General features: G+C 72.5%; 20 protein-coding genes. 10 read left to right on the plus strand and 10 right to left on the minus strand.

The genetic code is table 11. The features are described from left to right. Window positions 1–70: 70 nt before the first annotated feature. The gene (locus tag ACZ5TL_RS25825) at window positions 71–2,113 is read right to left on the minus strand and encodes a HelD family protein (RefSeq protein WP_468592681.1); all 2,043 of its coding nucleotides are present in this window, start codon (window positions 2,111–2,113) and stop codon (window positions 71–73) included. A 317-nt stretch (window positions 2,114–2,430) separates the two neighbouring features. Between ACZ5TL_RS25825 and ACZ5TL_RS25830 the strand changes: the two genes are divergently transcribed. Then, window positions 2,431–2,619, plus strand: coding sequence for a hypothetical protein (locus tag ACZ5TL_RS25830; RefSeq protein WP_468592682.1), 189 nt, complete (start codon window positions 2,431–2,433; stop codon window positions 2,617–2,619). A gap of 101 nt (window positions 2,620–2,720) precedes the next feature. Here ACZ5TL_RS25830 and ACZ5TL_RS25835 read toward each other — a convergent pair whose 3' ends face one another. Next, window positions 2,721–4,361 (minus strand): DNA repair helicase XPB, encoded by a 1,641-nt coding sequence (locus ACZ5TL_RS25835; RefSeq protein WP_468592683.1) that lies wholly within the window; start codon window positions 4,359–4,361, stop codon window positions 2,721–2,723. 230 nt (window positions 4,362–4,591) lie between these two features. On the opposite strand from ACZ5TL_RS25835, the gene ACZ5TL_RS25840 reads away from it, so the two are divergent. After that, on the plus strand, window positions 4,592–4,963 hold the full coding sequence (locus ACZ5TL_RS25840) for a recombinase family protein (RefSeq protein WP_468592684.1): 372 nt from the start codon (window positions 4,592–4,594) through the stop codon (window positions 4,961–4,963). A gap of 179 nt (window positions 4,964–5,142) precedes the next feature. On the opposite strand, the gene ACZ5TL_RS25845 is transcribed toward ACZ5TL_RS25840, so the two are convergent. Then, complete coding sequence (locus ACZ5TL_RS25845) at window positions 5,143–5,721, minus strand: hypothetical protein (RefSeq protein ID WP_468592685.1); 579 nt, start codon at window positions 5,719–5,721, stop codon at window positions 5,143–5,145. A gap of 239 nt (window positions 5,722–5,960) precedes the next feature. Between ACZ5TL_RS25845 and ACZ5TL_RS25850 the strand changes: the two genes are divergently transcribed. Both ACZ5TL_RS25850 and ACZ5TL_RS25855 read left to right on the plus strand, forming a co-directional pair. Next, window positions 5,961–6,302 carry a PadR family transcriptional regulator gene (locus ACZ5TL_RS25850; protein ID WP_468592686.1) on the plus strand — a complete coding sequence of 114 codons (342 nt, stop codon included), beginning with the start codon at window positions 5,961–5,963 and terminating at the stop codon, window positions 6,300–6,302. Further along, on the plus strand, window positions 6,299–7,345 hold the full coding sequence (locus ACZ5TL_RS25855) for a hypothetical protein (protein WP_468592687.1): 1,047 nt from the start codon (window positions 6,299–6,301) through the stop codon (window positions 7,343–7,345). Before ACZ5TL_RS25850 ends, ACZ5TL_RS25855 begins: the two co-directional genes overlap by 4 nt. A 191-nt stretch (window positions 7,346–7,536) precedes the next feature. Here the strand turns inward: ACZ5TL_RS25855 and ACZ5TL_RS25860 are convergent, their stop codons facing one another. Next, window positions 7,537–10,110: a helicase-associated domain-containing protein gene (locus ACZ5TL_RS25860; RefSeq protein ID WP_468592688.1), complete on the minus strand. Its 2,574-nt coding sequence runs from the start codon at window positions 10,108–10,110 to the stop codon at window positions 7,537–7,539. 153 nt (window positions 10,111–10,263) lie between these two features. On the opposite strand from ACZ5TL_RS25860, the gene ACZ5TL_RS25865 reads away from it, so the two are divergent. Together ACZ5TL_RS25865 and ACZ5TL_RS25870 are read left to right on the plus strand one after the other, a co-directional pair. Then, the gene (locus ACZ5TL_RS25865; RefSeq protein WP_468592689.1) at window positions 10,264–11,286 is read left to right on the plus strand and encodes a hypothetical protein; all 1,023 of its coding nucleotides are present in this window, start codon (window positions 10,264–10,266) and stop codon (window positions 11,284–11,286) included. A gap of 147 nt (window positions 11,287–11,433) precedes the next feature. Beyond that, window positions 11,434–12,057, plus strand: a complete 624-nt coding sequence (locus ACZ5TL_RS25870) for an HAD family hydrolase (protein ID WP_468592691.1) — start codon at window positions 11,434–11,436, stop codon at window positions 12,055–12,057. On the opposite strand, the gene ACZ5TL_RS25875 is transcribed toward ACZ5TL_RS25870, so the two are convergent. Beyond that, on the minus strand, window positions 12,036–12,284 hold the full coding sequence (locus ACZ5TL_RS25875; RefSeq protein ID WP_039932946.1) for a hypothetical protein: 249 nt from the start codon (window positions 12,282–12,284) through the stop codon (window positions 12,036–12,038). The two genes, ACZ5TL_RS25870 and ACZ5TL_RS25875, sit on opposite strands and share 22 nt — an antisense overlap. A gap of 163 nt (window positions 12,285–12,447) precedes the next feature. Between ACZ5TL_RS25875 and ACZ5TL_RS25880 the strand changes: the two genes are divergently transcribed. Continuing rightward, window positions 12,448–12,831, plus strand: a complete 384-nt coding sequence (locus tag ACZ5TL_RS25880) for a cold-shock protein (RefSeq protein WP_282574310.1) — start codon at window positions 12,448–12,450, stop codon at window positions 12,829–12,831. A 2-nt stretch (window positions 12,832–12,833) separates the two neighbouring features. On the opposite strand, the gene ACZ5TL_RS25885 is transcribed toward ACZ5TL_RS25880, so the two are convergent. From ACZ5TL_RS25885 to ACZ5TL_RS25900, 4 genes are all read right to left on the minus strand, one after another. Further along, window positions 12,834–13,682, minus strand: coding sequence for a 1,4-dihydroxy-6-naphthoate synthase (locus ACZ5TL_RS25885; RefSeq protein WP_468592692.1), 849 nt, complete (start codon window positions 13,680–13,682; stop codon window positions 12,834–12,836). Next, window positions 13,672–14,505 (minus strand): futalosine hydrolase, encoded by an 834-nt coding sequence (locus tag ACZ5TL_RS25890; protein ID WP_468592785.1) that lies wholly within the window; start codon window positions 14,503–14,505, stop codon window positions 13,672–13,674. The genes ACZ5TL_RS25885 and ACZ5TL_RS25890 overlap by 11 nt, the downstream gene beginning before the upstream one ends. Beyond that, window positions 14,475–14,948, minus strand: a complete 474-nt coding sequence (locus tag ACZ5TL_RS25895) for a DUF2771 domain-containing protein (RefSeq protein ID WP_468592693.1) — start codon at window positions 14,946–14,948, stop codon at window positions 14,475–14,477. The genes ACZ5TL_RS25890 and ACZ5TL_RS25895 overlap by 31 nt, the downstream gene beginning before the upstream one ends. A 72-nt stretch (window positions 14,949–15,020) precedes the next feature. Continuing rightward, complete coding sequence (locus ACZ5TL_RS25900) at window positions 15,021–16,454, minus strand: MFS transporter (protein ID WP_468592694.1); 1,434 nt, start codon at window positions 16,452–16,454, stop codon at window positions 15,021–15,023. A gap of 272 nt (window positions 16,455–16,726) precedes the next feature. Here ACZ5TL_RS25900 and ACZ5TL_RS25905 point away from each other — a divergent pair, with 272 nt between their 5' ends. The 3 genes from ACZ5TL_RS25905 (at window position 16,727) to ACZ5TL_RS25915 (ending at window position 22,190) form a co-directional block, all read left to right on the plus strand. Next, a complete protein-coding gene (locus ACZ5TL_RS25905; protein ID WP_468592696.1) occupies window positions 16,727–17,659 on the plus strand; it encodes a DUF3027 domain-containing protein in 933 nt (310 codons plus the stop codon). A 321-nt stretch (window positions 17,660–17,980) separates the two neighbouring features. After that, complete coding sequence (locus tag ACZ5TL_RS25910) at window positions 17,981–21,148, plus strand: sacsin N-terminal ATP-binding-like domain-containing protein (RefSeq protein ID WP_468592697.1); 3,168 nt, start codon at window positions 17,981–17,983, stop codon at window positions 21,146–21,148. Between the two features lie 187 nt (window positions 21,149–21,335). Then, window positions 21,336–22,190 carry a hypothetical protein gene (locus tag ACZ5TL_RS25915; protein ID WP_468592698.1) on the plus strand — a complete coding sequence of 285 codons (855 nt, stop codon included), beginning with the start codon at window positions 21,336–21,338 and terminating at the stop codon, window positions 22,188–22,190. 162 nt (window positions 22,191–22,352) lie between these two features. On the opposite strand, the gene ACZ5TL_RS25920 is transcribed toward ACZ5TL_RS25915, so the two are convergent. Then, on the minus strand, window positions 22,353–23,597 hold the full coding sequence (locus ACZ5TL_RS25920; RefSeq protein WP_468592699.1) for a hypothetical protein: 1,245 nt from the start codon (window positions 23,595–23,597) through the stop codon (window positions 22,353–22,355). Between the last annotated feature and the right edge of the window lie 27 nt (window positions 23,598–23,624).

Here is a 23,624-nt window from a genome sequence, read left to right on the forward strand (position 1 = left end):
GGGTGCCTCCCCCAAGTTCGCGGCTTCGCTCGAGCAGGGGCCCCACCAGAAGCCCCTTACGTCTCCCCGGCTAGGCGATCAACTGCGGCGGCAGTGGTGCCGCGTGCGTGACCGTCAAGCCCGACACCGCTCGCGTCAGCGCCACGTACAGGCGCCGCAGACCGGTCCGTTCGTCGGGTTCGCCGTCGACCACAGCCCGGGGCTCGTCCAGGACGACGTAGTCGTACTCCAGGCCCTTCGCCAGGGACGCCGGGACCAGGGTCAGGCGGGTCTCCTGGGTGGTCTCCTCGCCGGGGGCGAGGTACGGGATCCCGGCCTCCGTCAGGGCCCTGGCCAGCTCCGGGACGCGGGCGTCCGCCGCGATCAGGCCGGTCGAGCCCTCGTGGCGCAGGGACGCGCGGCAGGCGTCGACCACGTCCGGCGCCCCGGAGACCGGCCGGACCTCGAAGTGGCCCGGGTTCTCGCGGATCGACACCACCGGGGTGAGGCCGGGGGCGATGTGCGGGAGCAGCCGGGAGGCGTACGTGATGACGTCCGTCGGTACGCGGAAACCGGCCGTCAGCTCCTCGATCACCGCGTCCTGCTTGCCCAGGTGGGTGAGCGCCTCCTCCCACCCCCGGGTCGCCCACGGGGTCGTGCCCTGCGCCAGGTCGCCGAGGACCGTGGCACTGCCGGTGGTGCAGCGGCGGCCGACCGCCCGGTACTGCATGGGGGAGAGGTCCTGCGCCTCGTCGAGGACGACGTGCCCGAGGGAGTGCGTGCGCTGGATCAGGTCCGTGGCCTCGTCGACCAGGACGGCGTCGGCGGCGGACCACCTGGCCGACTTCACGCTGCGCGCCGGTTTCGACCAGAGGATCGCCTTCCGCTCGTCCTCGTCGAGGATCCCCTCCGCGTGCTCGGCGAGGAACTCCGCGTCCGACAGCAGCCGCAGCACCAGCTTCGCCGGGTCGACGGCCGGCCAGACCGCCTTCACCGCCGCCTTCACCGCGCTGTTGCGGGCCACCGCGTCCTGCACCCGGTCGTCCGGTGCCTCCCCCGACCGCTCCATCTGCACCAGCACGGCGTGCGCGATGCGCTGGGGCAGGGCCTCCCGGGCGGCGCCGTAGCGGATGTCGCGGTCGAGCAACTCGCGGACGATCTCCTCCAGTTCGTACGCCGGGACGCGCCAGCGGCGGGAGCCGCGCACGACCACGACCGGCTCGGTGGGCATCGTGACGTGCGCGTAGAGGGCCCGGCGCAGCACCTGCGCCATGCGGGCGTCGCCCTTGACGACCGCGGCCGTCGCCTCGTCCGCGCCCTTGATCTCGACGTGCGCGACCAGGTCCTCGACGGTGGCCTGCTGGACCGTCAGCTCGCCGAGCGCGGGCAGGACCTGCTCGATGTAGTGCAGGAAGGACCGGTTCGGCCCGATGACCAGCGTGCCGGTGCGGGCGAGGCGCTCGCGGTGGGCGTAGAGGAGGTAGGCGACCCGGTGCAGGCCGACGGCGGTCTTCCCGGTGCCCGGGCCGCCCTGCACGCACACCGTGCCGGTCAGGCCGGACCGCACGATCTCGTCCTGCTCCGGCTGGATCGTCGCGACGATGTCCCGCATCGGGCCCACACGCGGCCGCTCGATCTCCTGCTGGAGAAGTCTGCTGGTCCGGGCCGCCTCGGCGGGATCGGACAGGTGCTCGTCCTCGTACGCGGTGAGGTCGCCGCCGGTGTAGCCGAAGCGGCGGCGCAGCGCGACGTCCATCGGGTTCTTCTTGGAGGCCCGGTAGAACGGCTGCGAGACCGGTGCGCGCCAGTCGATGACCATCGGGTCGCCGTCGTGGTCGTGCACATGCCGCCGCCCGATGTAGAAGCGTTCCCCCTCCGCGCCCTCGGCCTCCTCGGCGCCGGGAGCGTGCAGGTAGTCGAGCCGGCCGAAGAACAGCGGGGTGTCGCTGAGGTCGGCCAGGGCCTTGATGCGTTCCTCGATCTGGTGAGCCAGCACCTCCGCGTTGACCCAGTTCGCGGTGACGTCGCTGATGTCGAGGGCCTCGACGTCCTCGCGCATGGCACGCAGGGCGGAACGGGACGCGGAGAGGTGGGAGCGCTCACGGGAGAGCGGGTCGTCGACGGGCGTGGACAAGGGGGTGCCTCCGGAGGGACCTGCTGAGGGAAGGGCGGTGAGATACCGGCCGGTTTCCGTCCGGTCGGCGGCGCTCCGTGAGGGAGGCGGGCAAGAGCGGAGATCCTAGAGGAACGGGGGCGGCGACCGCGAACGGTTTTCCCGCCCCCTGGCTCACTCTCTGGCTCGTCCCCGCCGCTCATCCCCCGGCCCATCCCCTAGGGGACGCGACCTTCTCCGTCAGGGATACGGGTCGGCCCTGGGGTGTATGCCGACCGCCGGGGAGTTCGGCCCCGAGACCGACGCCGGCTTTACGGGCCGAACCGCACCATGGAGGTATGAGCGCAGCAACCATCTCCCCCGTCCCGGCACCGGGCCGCCCGCCCGGCGCCACCGCCGTGACAGGCAGCCACCGCCACCGTCTCGGCGATGCCCTGCGCGCCGTCAAGGTCTTCGCGGGCGCCGCCTTCGACGTGGTCATCCTCGGCCAGTACGGAGAGGAAGTCGGCGTGGTCCGCCGCAAGTGAAAGCGGATCGGCACGGCCGCAAGTGAGCGGATCGGCACGGCCGCAAGTGAGCGGACCGGCCCCGCCGCAAGTGGGCGGACCGGCCCCCGCCGGGCGCGCCGTCAGCTCTCCGTCAGCAGTTCGTCCGCGTCCATGATCCGGTACGCGTAGCCCTGCTCCGCCAGGAACCGCTGGCGGTGGGCGGCGAAGTCCTGGTCGATGGTGTCCCGGGCGACCACGGAGTAGAAGTGCGCCTGGTGGCCGTCCGACTTGGGGCGCAGGACCCGGCCGAGGCGCTGGGCCTCCTCCTGGCGGGAACCGAAGGTGCCCGAGACCTGGATCGCGACCGTCGCCTCCGGCAGGTCGATCGAGAAGTTCGCGACCTTGGACACGACGAGCACGCTGATCTCGCCCTCGCGGAAGGCGTCGAAGAGCTTCTCCCGCTGCGCGTTGGACGTCTCGCCCTTGATCACGGGCGCGTCGAGGTGCTCGCCCAGTTCGTCGAGCTGGTCGATGTACTGGCCGATGACGAGGATCTGCTGCCCGGCGAAGCGGCGGACGATCGCCTCCGTGACCTTCCGCTTGGTCGCGGTCGTCGCGCAGAAGCGGTACTTCTCCTCCGTCTCGGCGGTGGCGTACGCGAGCCGCTCGGAGTCGGTGAGGTTGACGCGGACCTCGACGCAGTCGGCGGGCGCGATGTAGCCCTGCGCCTCGATCTCCTTCCACGGCGCGTCGAACCGCTTGGGGCCGATCAGGGAGAACACGTCCGACTCCCGGCCGTCCTCACGGACCAGCGTCGCCGTCAGGCCGAGCCGCCGCCGCGCCTGGAGGTCGGCGGTGAACTTGAAGACCGGGGCGGGCAGCAGGTGCACCTCGTCGTAGACGATCAGCCCCCAGTCCCGCGAGTCGAACAGCTCCAGGTGCGGGTAGACGCCCTTCCGCCTGGTCGTCAGCACCTGGTACGTGGCGATCGTGACGGGCCGGATCTCCTTCTTCGTCCCGCTGTACTCGCCGATCTCGTCCTCGGTGAGCGAGGTCCGCTTCACCAGCTCGTGCTTCCACTGCCGCGCTGAGACGGTGTTCGTGACGAGGATGAGGGTGGTCGACTTCGCCTGGGCCATCGACCCGGCGCCCACCAGCGTCTTCCCGGCACCGCAGGGCAGGACGACGACGCCCGACCCGCCGTGCCAGAAGTTCTCCACGGCCTGCTTCTGGTACGGCCTGAGCGCCCAGCCGTCCTCGGCGAGCTCGATCTGGTGCGCCTCGCCGTCGACGTACCCGGCGAGGTCCTCGGCCGGCCAGCCCAGCTTCAGCAGCGTCTGCTTGATCTGCCCCCGCTCGGAAGGGTGCACGGCCACCGTGTCCGGGTCGATCCGGGCGCCGACCAGCGGCGCGATCCGCTTCGACTTCAGGACCTCCTCCAGCACCGGACGGTCGGTGGTCGTCAGGACCAGACCGTGCGCCGGGTGCTTGGAGAGGGTGAGCCGCCCGTAGCGGTCCATCGTCTCGGCGATGTCGACGAGCAGCGCGTGCGGCACCGGGTAGCGGCTGTACTGCACGAGCGCGTCCACGACCTGCTCGGCGTCATGGCCCGCAGCCCGGGCGTTCCACAGGCCCAGCGGGGTCACCCGGTAGGTGTGGATGTGCTCCGGTGCCCGCTCCAGCTCCGCGAACGGGGCGATGGCCCGACGGCAGTCGCCGGCCTGCTCGTGGTCGACTTCCAGGAGCAGTGTCTTGTCGGACTGGACGATTAGGCAGGACACACATACCTCCACGGATGAAATCTCCAGCGTGACAGACAGTGCACCTGCCACGGCTCGGGCCATGCCCCGTGCCCGGCGCCGGAAGGGCGTTCCGGCCAGCGCGCCGGGTATGCGCGCCGCTATCTATGTTCGCCTATCGCGAGAAACGGACGAGACGACTTCTCCTGAGCGCCAGAGAGCGGCTTGCGAGGCACGCGGCTGGGAGGTTGCAGCGACCGAGGAAGACATCGATGTCTACAGGCTTCTCGCGCGGGCTCGACCGGCCGGGACTGCAACGCATCCTGACCAGGCTCGCCGAGCTGGACGTGATCGTGTTCTTCAAGATCGACCGGCTTGCGCGCTCGACGGTCGACTTCGCAGAGATCATGCGACTCGCCGAGCACCAGAGCGTTGCGCTCGCGTCGGCAACGGAGCCGCTCGACCTCACGTCGTCCATGGGCCGGGCCATGGCGAAGGTGATCGCGGTCTTCGCCGAGCTGGAGTCCGACACCATCGGGAAGCGGGTGTCCAGCGCGCACGAGCATCTGCGCCGTGAGGGCCGCTATACGGGTGGGCGGGTGACGGTACCCAGGCCGTGCCGCGTGTGGAGTGCTAGAGGGTAGGAAGTGCCCAGCGACAATAAGGCGCCCCGCCTCAGCGCCAAGCCGGGCAGGGCGCGGTGTTGGCCGACCCCGTGTACCGGGGTCGGGAACCGGGCTCAAGAGCCGGACATGGCCGACGCAAACCCTCCTGGCCTGAAGGAGATCCTCAGAGCCAGGAGGGTGCTGTCACTTCTTGCAGGTCAGGTGCAGGCTTCCTTGATCTGGTCCACGCCGAGGAAGATGAGGGCGATGTCCTTGAGGTCCCGGGAGAGGGTGTTGCCCTTCCCCTTGCGAACGCCCTTGATCGCGTTGATGACGCGCTTGACGCCGTACTTCTTCACGATCTTGGCCACCTTGACGACCTTGGAGGCCGGAATCAACGCGCCACCGACAGCCGCGAGTATCAGACCGGTGCAGGTGATCCAGCCCATGGCCTGGACCTGCCGTCCGCTGTTCTCGTCGAGCCATGCGATCGTCGCGTCGCCGCCCTGGGCCAGAACGTCGTCCGGCACCTTTTCGAGCAGCGTCAGGTACTTCTCGATCTCGGCATCGGCGATCTCGTAGAACTGCTCGTCGGTCATCGGGGTGTCGTCGGTCTGCGTCGCAGCCGACACAGGCGCGGAGGCCCGCGCGCTGGAGGGTGCGGCATGGGCGGTGCCCGTGGTGGCAAGTACCGCAGTCGCGGTGAGGCCGGCTACGGCGATGGCCGTACGGCGCAGAACGGAACGCGACATCAGGCTGGTATTGGTCAAGAGAAGTTCCCCCTCGATGCTGGTCAAAGCGGTCGTGGCCCTCGGGACTGGCGCCCGTTGGAGGCGATGCGGAGGCTCCGACAGGTCGTGTCTGCCCTCCCAGAGATCATCCTGACCCACGCCGCTACTGCCCGGTATCCCACTTTCAACCCCCTCCCAAAGGAGGGGTTTCCAGGGGTGTCGTCTCCGGGAGTAGCATTTGCATGCACCCAACTATTCTGGATACTAGAGTAGTTGGTGAATCCAGAATGCCAGGGGGACGACCGGTGGCGGTGAACACGTCGTGGACGCGAGCGGTATTGCCGCTCTGCTTGCTCGGGGTACTGGAAGCAGAGGAGAAGAACTACGGGTACGCACTCTTGAGCCGCCTCAGTGCGGCGGGCTTGGAGAGCGTGAAGCCCGCAACGCTGTATCCCGCCCTCACACGACTGGAGGAAGAGGGGGCGGTGGAGATCGAGTGGGGTGCCGGCGAAGGCGGTCCCGGGCGAAAGTACTACCGCATCACCGAGGAGGGACGGGATCGGCTGCGGCGGGACAGCGCCGCCTGGCGCGACCTCAACAGCACCGTCGCCTCGCTTCTTGAAGACCGCTCAGGGGGAGAGTCATGACCACTACGGAGAAGCTCAGCTGGCCGCGTGAGGAGGACGAAGAGTGGGCGGCGGCCGTCGAACTACGCCTCGCACTCGATCAGCAGGCACCGGCCGACCTGATCCACCGGATACTGACGGAGGCCCATGACGCCGTGACCGAGACGGGCCGCACGGCACGCGACCTCTTCGGTGCCCCCGCGGCGTACGCACGATCCGTGGTTGATGAACGGATCGGCGAGGAATACCGCGCGCGGATCGACTCTCGCGGAATGACGCCAGGTGAGCGACTCACCGCGTCCCTCGCGACACTCGGGGTTGTGGGGCTCATCGTCCCCGTTCTGCAGTGGGTCCGCGACGGTCTTTGGCAGCAGGCCAGTTGGTCGTCGATCACAGGATTCTCGGCAGTCGTCCTCGCGTCCGTCCTGGTAGCCGTCGCCCCTGCGGCACGGGCTGCGGGGCGGATCGTCGGCACATGGGGTTTCGCTGCGGGAGCGGTCGTCACGGTGGGCTCCGGTATCGCCGCTGCCGGCGTCCTGTCCGAAGAGCGGCTCTTCGATTTCCCCGCCCCTGCACTGGCAGCGGCAGGCGGCGCGTTGATCGTCGTGGCCGTGGCGCTCCCCGACGCCACCGTCGACCGCTGGTTCACTCCAAGGATTCAGGGCAGCGACGAGCGCTGGCTGTCGCATGTGGAGGGCTTGCTGCGCGGACGTCACGCCATGCCCGCCGTCGAAGCACGCGCTCACGTGCAGGAGGCACGCCAGCATCTGGCTTCCTCCGGGGACAGTGCTGAGCAAGCTTTCGGCCGCGCCGAGGTGTATGCGATGCGCCTGGCTGAAGGGCCGCGCAGGGAGCGGCGGCTGGCTCGACGCAAGCTGTACGGCGTCACCGCCATGGCGCTTCTCCTTGCGCTGCTCTTCGCCGACGAACTGCGCGACCCGGAGCCGTCGTCTCCGTGGTTCTGGTTCCATGCGGCAGTGGTCGCCTACTGGATCTGGTACGCGGCACGCATGTGGAGCCGGGCGACTTCCGCTGACGGCCGGAAGGACTCCGACCGCACCTGAGTGGGCGCTGCCGTACACCGGATGTCAGAGGCGGCAAGGCTCACAGGACACCCGGTGGCTGCCCCCGCGCGCACGGCGGAATGCGGTACGCCCGGCGATGTCGCCCGAGGGTGGGACATCCCCGGCGTGGCGCGCATGCACACCGGCGTGCACCCGAACGGCTGAGGAACCCGGCAGCAGGGCCCGGCGGCTCAGCCCTTGTCGTCGGCGAGTTCCGCGACCCCGGTGATCCGGTGCAGCGGATACGTACGGACCTCGTCCGCCGTGTGGTCGAAGGCGGTGACGAAGCCGCCCTCGACCCGGATCGGGGCGATGACCCGCTGGCTGGCGGAGCCCTCGGCGTTGACGTAGCCGATCCACAGGGCCTCGCCGGTCAGGACGGCGGCCTGCATGGTGGCGAGGGTCTCGGCGGAACCGGTGCGGGGCAGCTCGCCCTCGGCCGCCGGAGCCGTGCCGGGCTTGCGCGGGGTGGTCGAGGCGAGGTCACCGGCCCGGATGGCGCGCAGCGCGGCCGTGAGCAGCGTGTCGTCGGGGACGGGCGGGCCGTCCGGGACCGGCTCGGGCGCACTGCGGGGCGGCGTGCGGTGGGCGAGGGCGCGGGTGATCAGCACATCGCCCTCGGCGGACTCGGCGGCCGGCGCGAACCCCATCGACCGCAGCCCCGCCAGGAGCCCCGCCGGGTCGGCCTGCGCCGCCAGCACGGTCGGGGCGAGCCGGCGCAGCCCGAGCCCGGTGGCCCGCTTGTCGGCGAGGATCTCGTTGAGCACCGCGTCGTCGTCACAGCGGACGTACGCCGAGGCCGCGCCGACGCGCAGGTGCCCGTGCCGGCGGGCCACGTCGTCGATCAGGTACGCGAGCGGCTGCGGCACCGGCGTACGGGAGTGCGCGGCGAGGAAGGCGTGCAGGTCAGAGGCGGCCTGCCCGGCGTCCAGCGCCCGCCGCACCGAGCCGGGCGTGAACCGGTAGACGGTGGCCCCGCCCTTGGACTCGACGTCCGCCAGCACCCCGAGCATGTCGGCGAGCGGCCGTTCCAGGGGCCCGGGCGCCACCGCCGTCAGGTCGGCCTGCAGCAGCACATGGTCCAGCGGCTCGGGCAGCAGCGGCGTGAGCAGCCGGGCCGCGGCGACGGAGGCGACGGCCTGTTCGGTGGGGGAGAGGGGGGCGAGGGGAGTGGGCCGGTGGTGGTGCACGGGGAGCTTGTCCCCGGGGCCGGAGGGCTCCGCCTCGGGGCTCTTCACCGGTGCCGCGGGCGCGCCGAGCAGCGCCCTGCCGTGTCCCGAGAGCGCGCCCCGGCCCGTGACGCCCAGCAGTTCCGCCTCGGACAGGGCCCACTCGGCGAGCCGGCCGCGCAGGTCGTCCTCGCTTCCCCCCGCTCGGCTCCGCTCGTGCGGGGGAACCCCCGCGGCGCCGCGCAGGGGGCGCTCCCAGCGCAGCCGGGCGAGCACCGACCCGGCGGCCGGCGCCGCGCCCTCCGGCAGCCCGGCCAGTAGCGCCAGCGCCCGGTGCCGTACCTCGGGCGCCGCCGAGCGGTCGAGCCCCGGCCCGAGCGCCGACAGGGTCCGGTCCTTGGCGTCCCGCCCGCCCACCAGGCCCGGCGTCCGGGTCGCCGCCAGCCACGCCGTGGCCAGCCGCGACCAGCGCTCGGCGGCGGGCTGCTCCAGCCACTCGTCGTACGCCGGGGTCGCGGCGTACCGTTCGTCGGCCTCCCCGTCCGAGGCGATCAGGCCCGCCGCGTACGCCAGCTCCACCCAGAACGCGGCGACCGGCTCGGGCACGTCGAGCGCGACCGCGGTCCGCTTCAGGTCCCGCACGCTCAGCCCACCGGCCCGCAGCACCGCCGGCCCGCCCTCGTCCCAGTCCTTCAGCAGCTCCTCGACGGTCGCGAGCGCGGTGTACGCCTGCCCGGCCGCGGTGCTGTCCACAACCTGTGGATGATGAACGGCGTCCGCCTCGACCACCGGCGGCACCGGCTCGGGCGTCCGGTGCGCCGGCCCCCGCCGCAGATGCAGGGCGACCTCACGCGGCAGGACGACCGTCCCGGGCGCCGTCGGCAGCAGCAGCCCGCGGTCCAGCAGCCAGCGCAGCCGGGGCGCCGGATCGGCGGTGACCTGGCCGTACGGCGGTCCCCACACCAGGCGCTCCAGCACGTCGAGGGAGTCGCCCGGAGCACCGCCGAGCAGCGCGGCCATCCGGTCCCGGTCCGTGAACAGGCCGGTCAGGGCGGTCACCGCGGAGACCGAGTCGTGCGTCGAGGGCAGCCCCGCGGCCGTGACGATCTCCTGGATCCGCCCCGGGGACATCCCGGAGGTGGCCTCCTGGACCGTCGGGCCGAGCCCCGTCGGCGAGGGGTGCTGCGGCGAGGGAGCCAGCAGCTCACGCGCCGTCCGCACCAGCCGCAGCCGGTCGTCGCCGCCCCACACCAGGGCCTGCTCGCGCAGGACGTCCAGGGCGTGCGGCAGCGCCGCGACGACGGCCGGGTCGGCGTCGTCCCCGGCCATGAGCCCGAGCAGTTCGTCGTAGGCCGCCGGGTCCGCCGCCACGGCCAGCGCCTCCGCCGTCTGCAGCGTGAACCGGTCCAGCCGCTCCAGCGCCCGCACGACCGAGGCACGGGTGCCGGCGCGCGTCGCGAGCTGGGTGAGGTCGGTGGGGACGGGCGTGATGAGATCCGGGCGGCTGCGCAGGAGCGCGCCCAGGGCGGCGTCGCCCCGCGCGCGGAGCGCTTCCGCGAGGGAGCGGGGGGCCGAAGGCGTGTCCTCGGGGCTCATCCGGTCCACGGTAGCGGGTCACCTCCGGCCGTTGACCCGACTGTGCGCCGCCTCGCACCCCGGACGCCGGACGGCCTTTTGGTGGCCTCGCCGGTACTCGCGGTACCGTCGTCCGACGGCGTCACGCAACGCACCCGCCCCGGAGGGGACTTCGTGGGGATTGAGAGCGACCAGGTCGTTTACGAGTATCTGAGCCGCGTCGGCGACGTGGCCCAGCAACAGCAGCTGTCGTCGGCCACCCGCATGCGCCTGGTCGCCGATCTGCGCAACGAGATCGACCGGCGCCGCGCGAAAACCACCGTCGACTCGCCCGCCGCCGTCCGCCGCATCCTGTCCCGCCTGGGCAGCCCCGACGAGGTCGTGGCGGCGGCAGCGGACGGCACGGATCCCGGCCCGGGGCGTGCGCCGCGGAGCGCCGGCCCCGCGGCCGTGCCCGTGCAGCGCGACCTGTCGCCCGAGGCGCGGGGCGAGCGGCCGAAGGGGGTCGTGCGGCGGATCGTCCCGCGCCCCCGCCCGGCGCGGCCCGCCGAGGAGTCGCACCCCGCCGCCTTCGAGGGCGCGGCCCCGCCGCATCTGGCCGCCGGTCACGAGCTCGGCGACAGCGCGGTCCAGCCGGACTGGTGGCGGGTGGACAGCAGCCCGTTCGGCGTGGGCGACGACGTGCCGGGCTTCGTGGGCGGTGTGGAGCTGCCGGACCTGCTGAAGCCGCCGCAGCCGAGGAGACCGGCGAAGGAGAAGCCCGCGGTGGCCGAGGAGACGGCGGTCGAGGCCGCCGTGGAGACCGGGGACGCGGCCGTGGAGACCGGCACCCGTCGCCGTCTCCCCCGCCTCCCGGCCGGTAACTGGAGCAACCCGCTCCTCCTGATCGCCGCCGGGCTCCTCGTTGCCGGTGCCGTGCTCGGCAACTGGTTCGTCCTCCTCCTCGGCTGGCTCATCGCCTACGCCTCCCGCCGCCTGACCCAGGCCGAGACCAAGTGGGCGGTGGTGATCCTGCCCGGCCTCTCCGTGGCGGGGGGCCTGGTCTGGCTCTGGGGCAGGATGAACGACCGCTGGGGCACCCCCATCGCCGAGGGCCACATGAACGACGCGGTGGCCCAGACATGGCCGTGGGTGGTCAGGGGCGCGGCCGTGGCGTCAGCGCTGTTCCTGGTCTGGCGCTCGCAGCGCCGGCGCTAGGGGGCTTCTGACGCATCTCCGTGGGCCTGCCGCGAAAGCGGCGCCCGCCGCGCGACGCCGTGCACGCCCTCCGGGCGACGACGCCACTCTCGCACCAGGCCCGGCCGATCACCGCCGGACGCCTGCCGTTCACGACCCCTGGGCACAATGGCCCATATGGCGCTCACCGTCGGCTTCGACCTCGACATGACCCTCATCGACTCCCGCCCCGGCATCCGGGCCTGCTACCAGGCACTGTCCGAGCGGACGGGCACGTACATCGACGCCGACCTGGCGGTCACGCGGCTCGGGCCGCCGCTGGCCGAGGAGCTGATGAACTGGTTCCCGGCCGAGGAGGTCGCGCCCGTGGCAGACGTGTATCGGGAGATGTACCCCGCCATCGCCATCGCGGCCACCCCGGCGATGGCCGGTGCCCGGGAGGCCATCGCGGCCGTACGCGAGGCCGGCGGACGCGCGATAGTCGTCACCGCCAAGTACGAGCCCAACGCCAAGCTGCACCTCGCCCACCTCCGCATCGAGCCCGACGCCGTCATCGGCGACCTGTGGGCCGAGCAGAAGGCACAGGCCCTGCGCGAGCACGACGCGGCCGTCTACGTCGGCGACCACGTCGGGGACGTCCGCGGCGCCCGGACGGCCGGCGCGCTCTCGGTTGCCGTGGCCACCGGCCCCTGCCCCGCGGAGGAACTGCGGGCGGCGGGCGCGGACGCCGTCCTCACCGATCTGACCGAATTCCCCGGGTGGCTTTCGGACTACCGCCCCGCACGCGCCTGACGGCGGCCGGCCGCCACGGAACGCAGCACCCCCGCACCGGCCATCAGGAATCCGACGGCCATGAGCATGCTCAATCCGAACATGTACGTCGGAAAGGGCGTCGTTCCTAGGAACAGCGGGGCGACCGTGACCAGTGTGGCCACGGCGCCGATGAAGAAGACGACGGCTCCGGCACGGACCAGGCGGTCACCGGGAGCGGCGGAATTCGTTTGGGTTTTGTCACGCACCCGACCAGGGTAGTTCCCAGCGCGAGGAACAACCGGGTGACGTCTTGTCACCGGCTGCAAGAGCATTAGCCTTGGTACCGGCGGGTCCGTACGACCCGCCCGAGTGCTATCAAGAGCCGTTTTCAGAAGCAGTTTTCCGACGAGTACGAGGACGAGGACAGACATGCCCACCGGCAAGGTCAAGTGGTTCAACGGCGAGAAGGGCTTCGGCTTTCTCTCCCGCGACGACGGCGGTGACGTCTTCGTCCATTCCTCGGTCCTCCCCGCCGGAGTCGAGACGCTCAAGCCGGGTCAGCGCGTGGAGTTCGGGGTCGTCGCCGGACAGCGCGGCGACCAGGCGCTGTCCCTGACGATCCTGGACCCGACCCCGTCCGTCGCGGCGGCCACCCGCAAGAAGCCGGACGAGCTGGCCTCGATCGTCCAGGACCTGACGACCCTCCTGGAGAACATCACGCCGATGCTGGAGCGGGGCCGCTACCCCGAGAAGACCGCCGGCAAGAAGATCGCGGGCCTGCTCCGCGCGGTCGCCGACCAGTTGGACGTCTGAACTCAGGGGAAGCGCAGCGCGTCGGGGCCGAGGGGCGGTACGAGCCCCTCGGCCGCCGCGCGCGTCAGCAGCCCGCGTACGGCCGCGTAGCCGTCCTCGCCCAGGTCGGCGGTGAACTCGTTGACGTACAGCCCGATGTGCTGGTCGGCGACGGCCGGGTCCATCTCCTGGGCGTGCTCCATGACATACGGCCGGGACGCCTCGGGGTCGTCCCAGGCGGCCCGTACGGACGTCCGTACGGAGTCGGCCAGCAGCCGCAGCCCCTGCTCGCCCAGCGACCGCTTGGCGATGATCGCGCCGAGCGGGATCGGCAGCCCGGTGGTGTGCTCCCAGTGCTCACCCAGGTCGGCGAGCTTGTGCAGCCCGTAGTTCCGGTAGGTGAAGCGCGCCTCGTGGATCACGAGCCCCGCGTCGACCTTCCCGTCCCGCACGGCCGGCATGATCTCGTGGAACGGCATGACGACGATCTCGCCGACCCCGTCGCTCAGCGTGTCCGCGGCCCACAGCCGGAACAGCAGATACGCGGTCGACTTCTCACTGGGCACGGCGACGGTACGGCCGTCGAGGCCGACGCCCGCCTCCCGCGTCAGCACCAGCGGCCCGCAGCCCCGGCCCAGCGCGCCTCCGCAGGGCAGCAGGGCGTACTCGTCGAGGACGTGGGGCAGCACGGCGTACGACACCTTCAGCACGTCGAACTCGCCGCGCTCGGCCATGCCGTTGGTGAGGTCGATGTCGGCGAAGGTCACGTCCAGGCCGGGGGCGCCGGGGACGCGGCCGTGGGCCAGGGCGTCGAAGACGAACGTGTCGTTCGGGCAGGGGGAGTACGCGATCCGCAGCCGCTCAACTGTCATGCCGGTTCCAACCCTCCAGTACGGGCACGAGCTTCCCGGACCCCGCCGTCAAAGCGGCCAGGGCGTCCCCGATCCGCCAGGCGGCCCGGTCCCGCGGTCCGACGGGATTGGAGATCGCCCGGATCTCCACGACGGGCACCCCGTGTGCCACGGCGGCCTCGGCCACGCCGAAGCCCTCCATGGCCTCGGCGAGGGCGGTGGGGTGCCGCTCGCGGAGCACGGCGGCCCGCTCGGCGGTCCCGGTCACGGTGGACACCGTGAGAACGGCCCCGGCCCGCGCCCCGGTGGCCTCGGCGATGCGCCGCACCAGCTCCTCGGGCGGCTGGTGCCGGACCGTCCCGAAGCCGAGCTCGGTGACGGACAGGAACCCGTCCGGTGTCTCGGCCCCCAGATCGGCCGCGACGATCTCCTCGGCGACGACCAGGGACCCCACGGGCGCGCCAGGCTGGAAGCCGCCGCCGATCCCGGCGGAGACGACGAGCCCGTAGGGCCTGCCCCGGAGGGCGGCGGTGGTCAGGGCGGACCCGGTGGAGGCGGCGGCAAGGGCGGGCCCGACACCGACGGCGATCACATCGACACAGCGACCGCTTCCGCCGCCGGAAGCCGAACCCCCACCGCCGGAAGCCGGACCGCTACCGCCGGGGGCAGTCGTTCCGCCGGGCCGATGGCCGGCAGCGCCGAGCACCTCGGCATCGGACCCCGGGGAAAGCGCTCCCAGGCCCGCCACCACCGCGTCCCTCTCCACGGGAACCGCGGTGGCCACCAGCACCCGGCGAGGCCCAGCGGCAGCGATCAGGCGTCCTTCTTGAGCTTGAAGTTCCAGAGCCCGGAGGTGTCCTTCTCGCCCTCCTTGATGGACACCAGCGTCGAATTGCCCTGCGCGCCGTACTGGGCGTTGAAGAACACGCTGCCCGGAATGGTGCGGTACGTCTTCGTGCTGGCGTCGGTCAGCGGCTGACCGTTCATCAGGATCGTCCAGCCCTTGTCGGCGATCTCCGGATCGACACCGAAGCGGACGGTCTCGTCCGGGTCGACCGAGATGCTCTTGATGCCCTTGTCCTTCAGGCACTGCGTGAGGTCGGACTGCTTCAGCGCGTCGCCCTCGCCACCACAGGTGGCCTCGGAGTTCACCGAGTCGCTGCCCACGGTGATCGTGGCCATCGGCGTCGGCTTGTCACAGGCCGACAGGACGAGCAGTCCGGCGGATACGACACCGGCGACGGCGACGGCGCGGCGGCGTCGCACAGCGGATTGCAACGTGTTCATGGCCGAAGGCTATCGGGCCTGCGGGTCGTACCGCCCACGCGGGGTACGGCGTGGCCGTCCACGCGCACCCGGCTACGCCACTCGCGACCGCTCCGGACCCCCGCGCCGAGCCGAGGCGATCAGCCCCCGTACGGTCGTCAGCCACCCGGTGCCGACGATCGCGGCGCCCACCGCGAGCCCGAGCGTGCCGCTGAGCGGCAGGACGATGCCGACCGCCCCGCCCAGCACCCAGGACATCTGCAGCAGGGTCTCGGAGCGGGCGAAGGCCGAGGTGCGGACGAGCTCGGGCACGTCCCGCTGGATCAGCGCGTCCAGGGACAGCTTCGCCAGGGCCTGCGCGAAGCCGGCCACCGCGGCCAGGCCGGCCACCAGGATCGCGTTGAAGAACACCGCGGCCGTGATGGCCGCGCCCAGCACGCACGCCACGACCGTCACGATGATGATCTCCGGTGCCCGGGAGCGCAGCCACGCCCCGACGGCCGTACCGAGGGCGTTGCCCACACCCGCGGAGACGCCCACTATCCCCAGGGACACGGCGGCGCTCTGGCCGGAGATCGGGTGCTCGCGCAGCAGGAAGGCGAGGAAGAAGATCAGGAAGCCGGTGAGGCAGCGGATGGAGGCGTTGACGGCCAGGGCGTGGGTGACGGCCGGGCCGACCGTGCGCAGGCCGGGACGCTTGACCGGTTTGAGGTGCGGCCCGTGCAGGTGCTGCTCGTCCGCCGCCAGCAGAGCCCGGTCCTCGCCCTTGGCGGAGTCGACCTTCGGCGGCAGGGTGAACGACAGGATCGTCCCCGTCACGAAGAGCAGGAAGGCGCCGTAGAGGGGCCAGGGCGGTCCGATCTGCTGGAGTCCGATGCCGATCGGGGCCGCGATGCCGGTGGCCAGGAGGCCGCCGAGGGTGACGCGCGAGTTGGCCTTCACGAGGGAGAAGCTCGGTGGCAGCAGCCGGGGCACGACGGCGCTTCTGACCACGCCGTACGCCTTCGAGGAGACGAGCACGGCGAGCGCGGCCGGGTACAGCTCCAGGCTGCCGCTGGCGACCGCGCCGGACAGGACGAGCGCGAGCAGTGCCCGGGCCAGCATCGCGCCGGCCATGGCGGCGCGGCGGCCGTGCGGGACGCGGTCGAGGAGGGGTCCGATGACGGGCGCGAGGAGCGTGAAGGGCGCCATGGTGATGGCGAGGTAGAGCGCGACGCGCCCGCGGGCCTCGTCGGTGGGGACGGAGAAGAAGACGGTGGAGGCGAGGGCGACGGTGATCATGACGTCGCCGGCGCCGTTCACGCCGTGCAGTTCGATGAGTTTGCCGAGGCCGGACTCACCGGCGCCGTGGGCGTGGGTGGCCTTGCGGATGCCGCGGGCGGTGCCGGTCACCGGGAAGTGCAGGGCACGGCCGACCGCACGGAGGGAGCCGCCCAGACGGCCCGGTCCGTTCAGTCGGCTGTTTCCCTTGACCCCTTTCGACCCACCGGTCCCGGTGGCGCCCTGGGGTGTCTTCGCGGCTGCCACGACGTCATAGTGCCCCGATAAGGCTGTGGGTAGTGCCATTACCGCTTGTATAGGGCCTGTGGGGTGACTGTCCGGAGGTGGCGGCCCGGGACCGGTCCGGCGGGGAACCTGACCGTCGGTGTACGCGAAGTGGGGCGGAAGGGTAGCGTGCGTATCTCAGCCATCCCGCAAAATGGATGAAGGATGTCGACGCGGTCCCCCGGTCCGCTCCGTCCGCCCCCGCGCTGGGAGTGGCGCACTCGTCAGACGGCGTATGGAGAGAAGCGATACCTGTGAGCGCAGCGACAACGCGAAGCCGCACCCCTGACCGTCTGTGCGCCGAGGCCGTCGACCTCGCACGCGCCGCAGCCGAGGAGGCCGCCGCGCCAGGGATCGTCGGCGAGCACGTGGAGACGGTCTCCGAGGGAGACCGCGTTGTCACGCACTTCTTCGAGTGCCGGGAGCTGGGGTACCGGGGCTGGCGCTGGGCCGTGACGGTGGCCCGGGCGTCCCGGGCGAAGGTCGTCACGGTGGACGAGGCGGCGCTGCTGCCCGGCCCGGACGCGGTGCTCGCGCCGGAGTGGGTGCCGTGGAGCGAGCGGCTGCGCCCGGGCGACATGGGGCCGGGCGACCTGCTCCCCACGGACGCGGAGGACCTGCGCCTGGAACCCGGCTACTCGGGCGAGGACGAGCCCGCGCCGAACTCCGCGGTCTCCCACGAGATGGCCGACCTGGTGGAGGCCGAGGACGCGGACGTCACCGAGGGGCCCCCGTCCCGCCTCCCGGTCGCCCCGTCCCGCGGCTCGATCCCGGCGGTCGCCGAGGAACTGGGCATGCGCCGGGCCCGCGTCCTGTCCCGCTACGGCCTGCACACCGCGGCCGACCGCTGGGAGGAGGCCTTCGGCCCCAAGACCCCCATGGCCCAGTCCGCCCCCGCGGCCTGCGTCAGCTGCGGCTTCCTCGTCCCCCTCGGCGGCTCCCTCGGCCAGGCCTTCGGCGCCTGCGCCAACGAGTTCTCCCCGGCCGACGGCCGCCTGGTCTCCCTCGCCTACGGCTGCGGCGGCCACTCGGAGGCCGCGGTCATGCCCCGTCCGCCCCAGCCGGCCGCACCGGTCATCGACGAGACCCGAGTCGACCCCTTCCCCCTGCGCCCCGCCTCGGACTCGGACTCGGGCTCGGTCCCGACGACGACGGACGAGGACACGGAGGAACTGGGCCACTCCTGACTTGCTCCTCGGGCTGAACTGAAGCCCGAGGATTCTGGCCTTCCCGACCGAACCCTGTGCCGCTACGCGGCACAGGGTTCGGTCGGGAATCCGTGGCTTCCACCGCCGGAGCAGATGCGGCGACGCTCCGCGTCGCCACCATCAGATTCGCTTCACCCCCGGCGTGAACGCCGAGGCACCGCGAATGAATCCCGGTAGCCGGTCGCCCCCCGGGCCCTTGGGCCACCCGGGCGCCCGGCAGCCCGCGCCGGACGGGCGCACGCCCCCCGCTCCCCAGGCGGTACCTTCGTCCTCACGTCGACGAGGAGAAGGAACGGCAACGTGAGCAGCAAGTTCGTGCGCCCGGCCGCCGAGGGCGCCGACCCGTTCGGTACGGCCCGTCTGCGGCGCGGTGTCCTCGACGCCTGGGCCACCAGCCCCGCCCGGTTCCGTGAGGACGCCAACGCCGAGGAGGACCTGGCCCTCGGCGGCTACCGGGACCGGCTCGTCGTCGAGCTCGCCCAGAACGCCGCCGACGCCGCGGCCCGGGCCGGGGTGCCGGGGCGGTTGCGGCTCACGCTCCGGGACGGGGTGCTCGTCGCCGCCAACACCGGTGCCCGGCTGGACGCGGCCGGGGTCGAGTCGCTGTCCACGCTGCGGGCCTCGGCGAAGAGGGACACGCCCTCCGTCGGGCGGTTCGGTGTCGGGTTCGCCGCCGTGCTGTCCGTCACCGACGAGCCCGCCGTCGTGGGGCGGCACGGCGGTGTGCGGTGGTCCCTCGCCGAGGCCAGGGAACTGGCCGCCGAGACCGCCCGGCACAGCCCCGGCCTCGGGGACGAGGTCAGGCGCCGCGACGGACACGTCCCCCTGCTGCGGCTGCCGTACGCCGCCGAGGGCACCGCACCCGACCCGTACGACACCGCCGTCATCCTGCCGCTGCGCGACGCGGCCGCCGCGGATCTCGCCGAGCGGCTCCTGCGGGCCGTCGACGACGCCCTCCTGCTGACCCTCGGCGGCCTGGAAGAACTCGTCGTCGAGATCAACGGGGAGAGTCCCCGGACGCTCACGCGGCGTACCGACGGGCCCTTCACCGTCGTCGACGACTCCGGCAGCGGAATCACCCACTGGCGTACCACCGCCGCCCAGGGCCCCCTCACCCCCGACCTGCTCGCCGACCGGCCCGTCGAGGAGCGGCTGCGGCCGCACTGGTCGGTCACCTGGGCCGTGCCGGTCGACAGCGACGGCAGCCCGGCCCGGCCCCGCACCAGCCCGGTCGTGCACGCCCCCACCCCGAGCGACGAGCCGCTCGGCGTCCCGGCCCTGCTCATCGCGTCGTTCCCGCTGGACTCCACCCGCCGGCATGCCGCCCCCGGCCCGCTGACCGACTTCCTGGTCGAGCGCGCGGCCGACGCGTACGCCGGGCTCCTCGGCGACTGGCGGCCGGTGACCTCCGGGATCATCGACCTCGTGCCCGGCCCGCTCGGCAAGGGCGAGCTGGACGGTGCCCTGCGCCGGGCGATCCTGGAGCGGCTGCCGCGCACAGAGTTCCTCCCTCCCGCCCACCCGGCGTTCCTCCCCCCCGCCCACCCGGCGTTCCTCCCCCCCGCCGCCCCGCCCCGCGAGGACGACGACCTGCCGGAATCCCTGCGGCCCCGGGACGCCGAGGTCGTCGAGGGCGCCGGCGCGGACACCGTGCGGGTGCTCGCCGAGGTGCTGCCGACCCTGCTGCCCGCCGGGCTCGAACGCCGCGCGGAGCTGCGCACCCTGGGCGTCGCCCGCGTCCCGCTGACCGACGCGATCGACCGGCTGGCCGGGCTGGAGAAGGACCCGGACTGGTGGCGGCGGCTCTACGACAGCCTGGCCGGCGTCGACCCGGACCGGCTGTCGGGGCTGCCGGTGCCGCTCGCGGACGGGCGGACGACCATCGGGCCCCGGCAGGTCCTGCTGCCCGGTGCGGAGGCCGCCGGGACCGACCCCGAGGTGCTGGCCCGGCTCGGGCTGAAGGTCGCCCACCCGGACGCCGCCCACCCGATCCTGGAGAAGCTCGGCGCGCTGCCCGCGACCCCCCGGGCCGTCCTCACCACCCCGCAGGTACGGGCCGCCGTCGCCGCCTCCCTCGACGATGAGGGCGGTGTGAACTGGGAAGAGGACACCCTCGACGCGGACGAGCTGGCCGCCACCGTGCTCGCGCTGGTGCGGGACGCCGGGCTGGAGCCCGGTGACGAGCCCTGGCTCGGCGCGCTCGCCCTGCCCGACGAGGACGGCGAACCGGCCCCGGCCTGCGAACTCGTCTTCCCCGGCGGCCCGTTCGCCCAGGTCATGCGCGAGGGCGAACTCGCCGCCGTGGACGCCGATCTGGCCGCGAAGTGGGGCGAGCAGCCGCTCGCCGCCTGCGGGGTACTGGTGGACTTCGCGCTGGTCCGCGCCACCGACGTCGTCCTCGACCCGGACGAACTGGAGCCCCGCGAGGGCGACTTCGCCGAGCCGGACGACGCGGGCCTGCTCGACGCCGTCGACGTGTGGTGCGAGGACATCCTCGACCGTTTCCCGGACAGCCCGGTGCCGCCGGTCGCGACCGAGATCGTCGCCGTACGGGATCTGGACCTGGTGGACGAGGACAAGTGGCCGCAAGCGCTGGCCCTGCTGTCCCGGCCCCCGTTGCGGGACGCGATCGTGCAGCCGGTGCGGATCCTGCTGCACGACGGGACGCACGAGGTCGTCCGGCCGTACACCGCCTGGTGGCTGCGCGGGAACCCCGTGCTCGACGGCCGCCGCCCGGCCGGCCTGCGGGCCGCCGGCGGTGACGCGCTGCTGCGCGGCCTGTACGAAGAGGCCGACGCGACCGGTTTTGAAGACGAGCAGGTGCTGCGGGCGCTGGGGGTACGGACGTCCGTCGCCGCGCTGCTGGACGAGCCCGGCGGGGCCGCCGAGCTGCTCGACCGGCTCGCCGAGCCCGAGCGGGAGGTGACGGGGGCTCAGTTGCACGCGCTGTACGGCGCGCTGGCCGAGCTGGACCCGGAGCAGGTCACCCTGCCGGACGACCTGCGGGCCGTCACCGACGGCCGGGTGGAGATCGTGGACGCGGCCGACGCCGTGGTGTGCGACTCGCCCGACCTGCTGCCGTTCACCGAGGGCGTCCCGCTGCTTCCCGTACGGCCGTCCCGGGCCGCCGAGCTGGCCGAGCTGTTCCAGGTGCGGCGGCTGAGCGAGTCCGTCACCGGGGAGGTCACCTCCGAAGGTACCGAGCACGACGTGCCGGAGCCGGTGCGGGTGCTGCTCGGCCGGCTGACCCCGGGCTCGTACGTCGAGCACGAGGAACTCGTCGTCGACGGCGTGGAGATCGACTGGCGGCTCACGGGCGACGGCGTCCTGCACGCCGCCACCCTGGAGGGCGTCGCCGCGGGGCTCGCCTGGGCGGCGGGCCAGTGGCCGCGGCGGTTCGAGGTGGCGGCGCTGCTGGAGGACCCGTCCCGGACGGAGGAGCTGGCGCGGGACCGGTGGTTCGACTGATGCGGCTGTTGTCTGATCCGGCGGCCACGTGCGGCAGTTGGTGAAAATTCCCGCACATATTTTTCACCAGCCGTACAACCATGCGTACCGCTGCGGTATCTGATCACGTGAGTCAACAGACTCCACGATCACTTGGGCCCCGAGAGCCGACGACGAGCACCGGGGCCCCTCTCCACCTGGAGAACGCATGCGTATCAGAGCCACTGTGGCCGCCGTCACCGGCGCCCTGGCCCTCTCCGCCCTCGCCGTGCCGGCCGCGCAGGCCGCCGACGTCCCGTCCTCGGGCAAGGCCGCCTTCGGCGCCGCCACCGCCGACGGCGAAGTGGGCACCACCGCCGAGCTCGACGTCGCCTTCTCGAACATGAAGGTGAACAGCGGCAAGAACATAGCCGTCGGCACCACGAACGCGGTCAAGGTTCCGGTCTCCTACACCCTGAAGCACCCCTCCGGCATGGACACCGGAGCCGACACCTTCGCCAGCGGCCCGCTCATCTACAAGGGCTCCTCGGTGGACACGGCGAGCAACGTGCTGATCAGCGACGACCCGGCGACCTGCACCACCACCTCGTCGACCACGCTCAGCTGCAAGGGCGTCATCGTCATCCGCCCCGCCGACGGCGAGCTGTCGAGCTCCGAGGCAGGCACCTGGAAGGCGGGCGGCCTGGCCGTCACGAGCGACGGCGACGTCAAGACGCAGGGCGGTCTCGGCACCACCCGGGTCCAGCGCTACTCCAAGCTGACCGTCAACGCCTCGCCCGAGCCGGTGAAGAAGGGCAAGACCATCACGGTCACCGGCAAGCTCTCCCGCGCCAACTGGGACGACAACAAGTACCACGGCTACACCAACCAGCCGGTGAAGCTCCAGTTCCGCAAGAAGGGCTCCGACACCTACACCACGCTGAAGACCATCAAGTCGAACAGCACGGGCCAGCTGAAGACCACCGTCAAGGCCTCCACCGACGGCTACTTCCGCTACTCCTTCGCGGGCACCACGACCACCCCGGCCGTCAAAGCCACGGGTGACTTCGTCGACGTGAAGTAGAGGCCCGAGGGGTGCGGGGGACCGCGCGGCAAGCCACACCCGGCCGCGGGCGAAACCCGGCGGCAGCCCGAACGGTCACAGCCGAGCGCTGAGGACCGCTGAGTGCGGAGGCGGTCTCCGACACACGCGAGACAACGCTCGCGGCGTCGCTCCGGCTCTTCGTCAGGTACGGGTGACCGTCCCGCACTCCTCATGCTGAGCCTCCTCGTCCGTCAGGGACTGCCTGCGGTCGTAGGGGTCCTTCGACGGGCCGGTGGCCGGGGTGCCAGTGGGGGCGTTGCCGGGGAAGACGGGATGGAAGTAGCCGTCGTCGATGTCGCACTCGCTGTTGAAGAACTGGGAGGCGTACGACTCGAGCGTGAGCTTGCCCCTGGTGACGATCCACTTGGTTGGGTCGGCCAGGGTCATGGTCACGTCGCGGCGGACGATGGTACGCGCCACTCGGTCGCCGCCTCCGTCGGCCTGGACCAGCGGGTAGACGAAGGTGTAGTCCGCGTGTACCCGCACCTCGCCCGTCTCGCCGGCCTCGAACGTCATATGGCCGCGCACCTTGACCACCTTCCCGGCCACGCGCGCCTCGTCCGGGTCGAAGCGGCTGAAGAGGCCGAGCGGGTTGTCGTCCCGCGATGGTTCGCGAAGCGATCGCTCCAGTTGCGACAGCAGGGCCGGCTGCTTCGGTTCGAGGAGGGACAGCGCCCGGGTGGGCTGCCCGCCGCGCAGGACGGCCGGTTCCAGGTTGGCGGCCACCAGGAACTCCTTGGCGCGGCGCAGCGCGAGCGCCACGTCGTCCTTGCTCATCCCGCCGACCGCCTTCGCGGCCGGGAGTTCGATGGCGTCGGCCCCGACGGCCCACTGTGCGGCGGGCGAGCCACGGAACGGATGGTCGCGCGTGGGCAGCGAGGACCGCGCTGCCTCGCCTGGCGCGGCGGTCGGATACGCCGTCTCGGCGGGCAGCGGCGACGGGCTGCTGTACGCCTCGGCCACCTCCTCCGACTCGTGACCCGGGAGCCGGTCCAGCACCAGCGACGGCCGTACGGCGACGACGGCGAGCGCCGCCGTCAGCACCACCCCGATCACCGAGCCCACCCGGCGGGGCCGGCGGGCACGCCCGTTCATCTCCTGCCAGGCCGGCCCGGTCCGCCAGCCCGGCGGCGTCCAGGGCTGCGGCTCCGGCTGCCGCTTCCGCCGCCACCGCCGCCGACCAGCCCCCGCGGCGCCCTGCGCTGCCTCGTCCTGCTCCCGCAGGCGCCGAGTCACCATCCGTGCCCGTGCGGACGGCTCCTTCGGCGCTTTCGCGCCACCGTCCCGCGCGGCCTCCTTCAGGAACGCGGCCCACTGTTCATCGGGTATGGAGGACCCCTCGCCGGGCTGCTCGTCGGGGTGCTCGGGTGGTGGGACTGTGCTCATGGACTCTCACAGGAACAAGGGCGGACG

The sequence above is a fragment of the Streptomyces sp. NPDC033136 genome (assembly GCF_055578235.1).

Coding starts and splice junctions, on each gene's coding strand:
- ACZ5TL_RS25895 (WP_468592693.1), bottom strand. CDS start 14,948: ATGAACACGTTGCAATCCGCTGTGCGACGCCGCCGCGCCGTCGCCGTC.
- ACZ5TL_RS25915 (WP_468592698.1), top strand. CDS start 21,336: ATGCGTATCAGAGCCACTGTGGCCGCCGTCACCGGCGCCCTGGCCCTC.
- ACZ5TL_RS25830 (WP_468592682.1), top strand. CDS start 2,431: ATGAGCGCAGCAACCATCTCCCCCGTCCCGGCACCGGGCCGCCCGCCC.
- ACZ5TL_RS25855 (WP_468592687.1), top strand. CDS start 6,299: ATGACCACTACGGAGAAGCTCAGCTGGCCGCGTGAGGAGGACGAAGAG.
- ACZ5TL_RS25920 (WP_468592699.1), bottom strand. CDS start 23,597: ATGAGCACAGTCCCACCACCCGAGCACCCCGACGAGCAGCCCGGCGAG.
- ACZ5TL_RS25885 (WP_468592692.1), bottom strand. CDS start 13,682: ATGACAGTTGAGCGGCTGCGGATCGCGTACTCCCCCTGCCCGAACGAC.
- ACZ5TL_RS25840 (WP_468592684.1), top strand. CDS start 4,592: ATGTCTACAGGCTTCTCGCGCGGGCTCGACCGGCCGGGACTGCAACGC.
- ACZ5TL_RS25870 (WP_468592691.1), top strand. CDS start 11,434: ATGGCCCATATGGCGCTCACCGTCGGCTTCGACCTCGACATGACCCTC.
- ACZ5TL_RS25860 (WP_468592688.1), bottom strand. CDS start 10,110: ATGAGCCCCGAGGACACGCCTTCGGCCCCCCGCTCCCTCGCGGAAGCG.
- ACZ5TL_RS25880 (WP_282574310.1), top strand. CDS start 12,448: ATGCCCACCGGCAAGGTCAAGTGGTTCAACGGCGAGAAGGGCTTCGGC.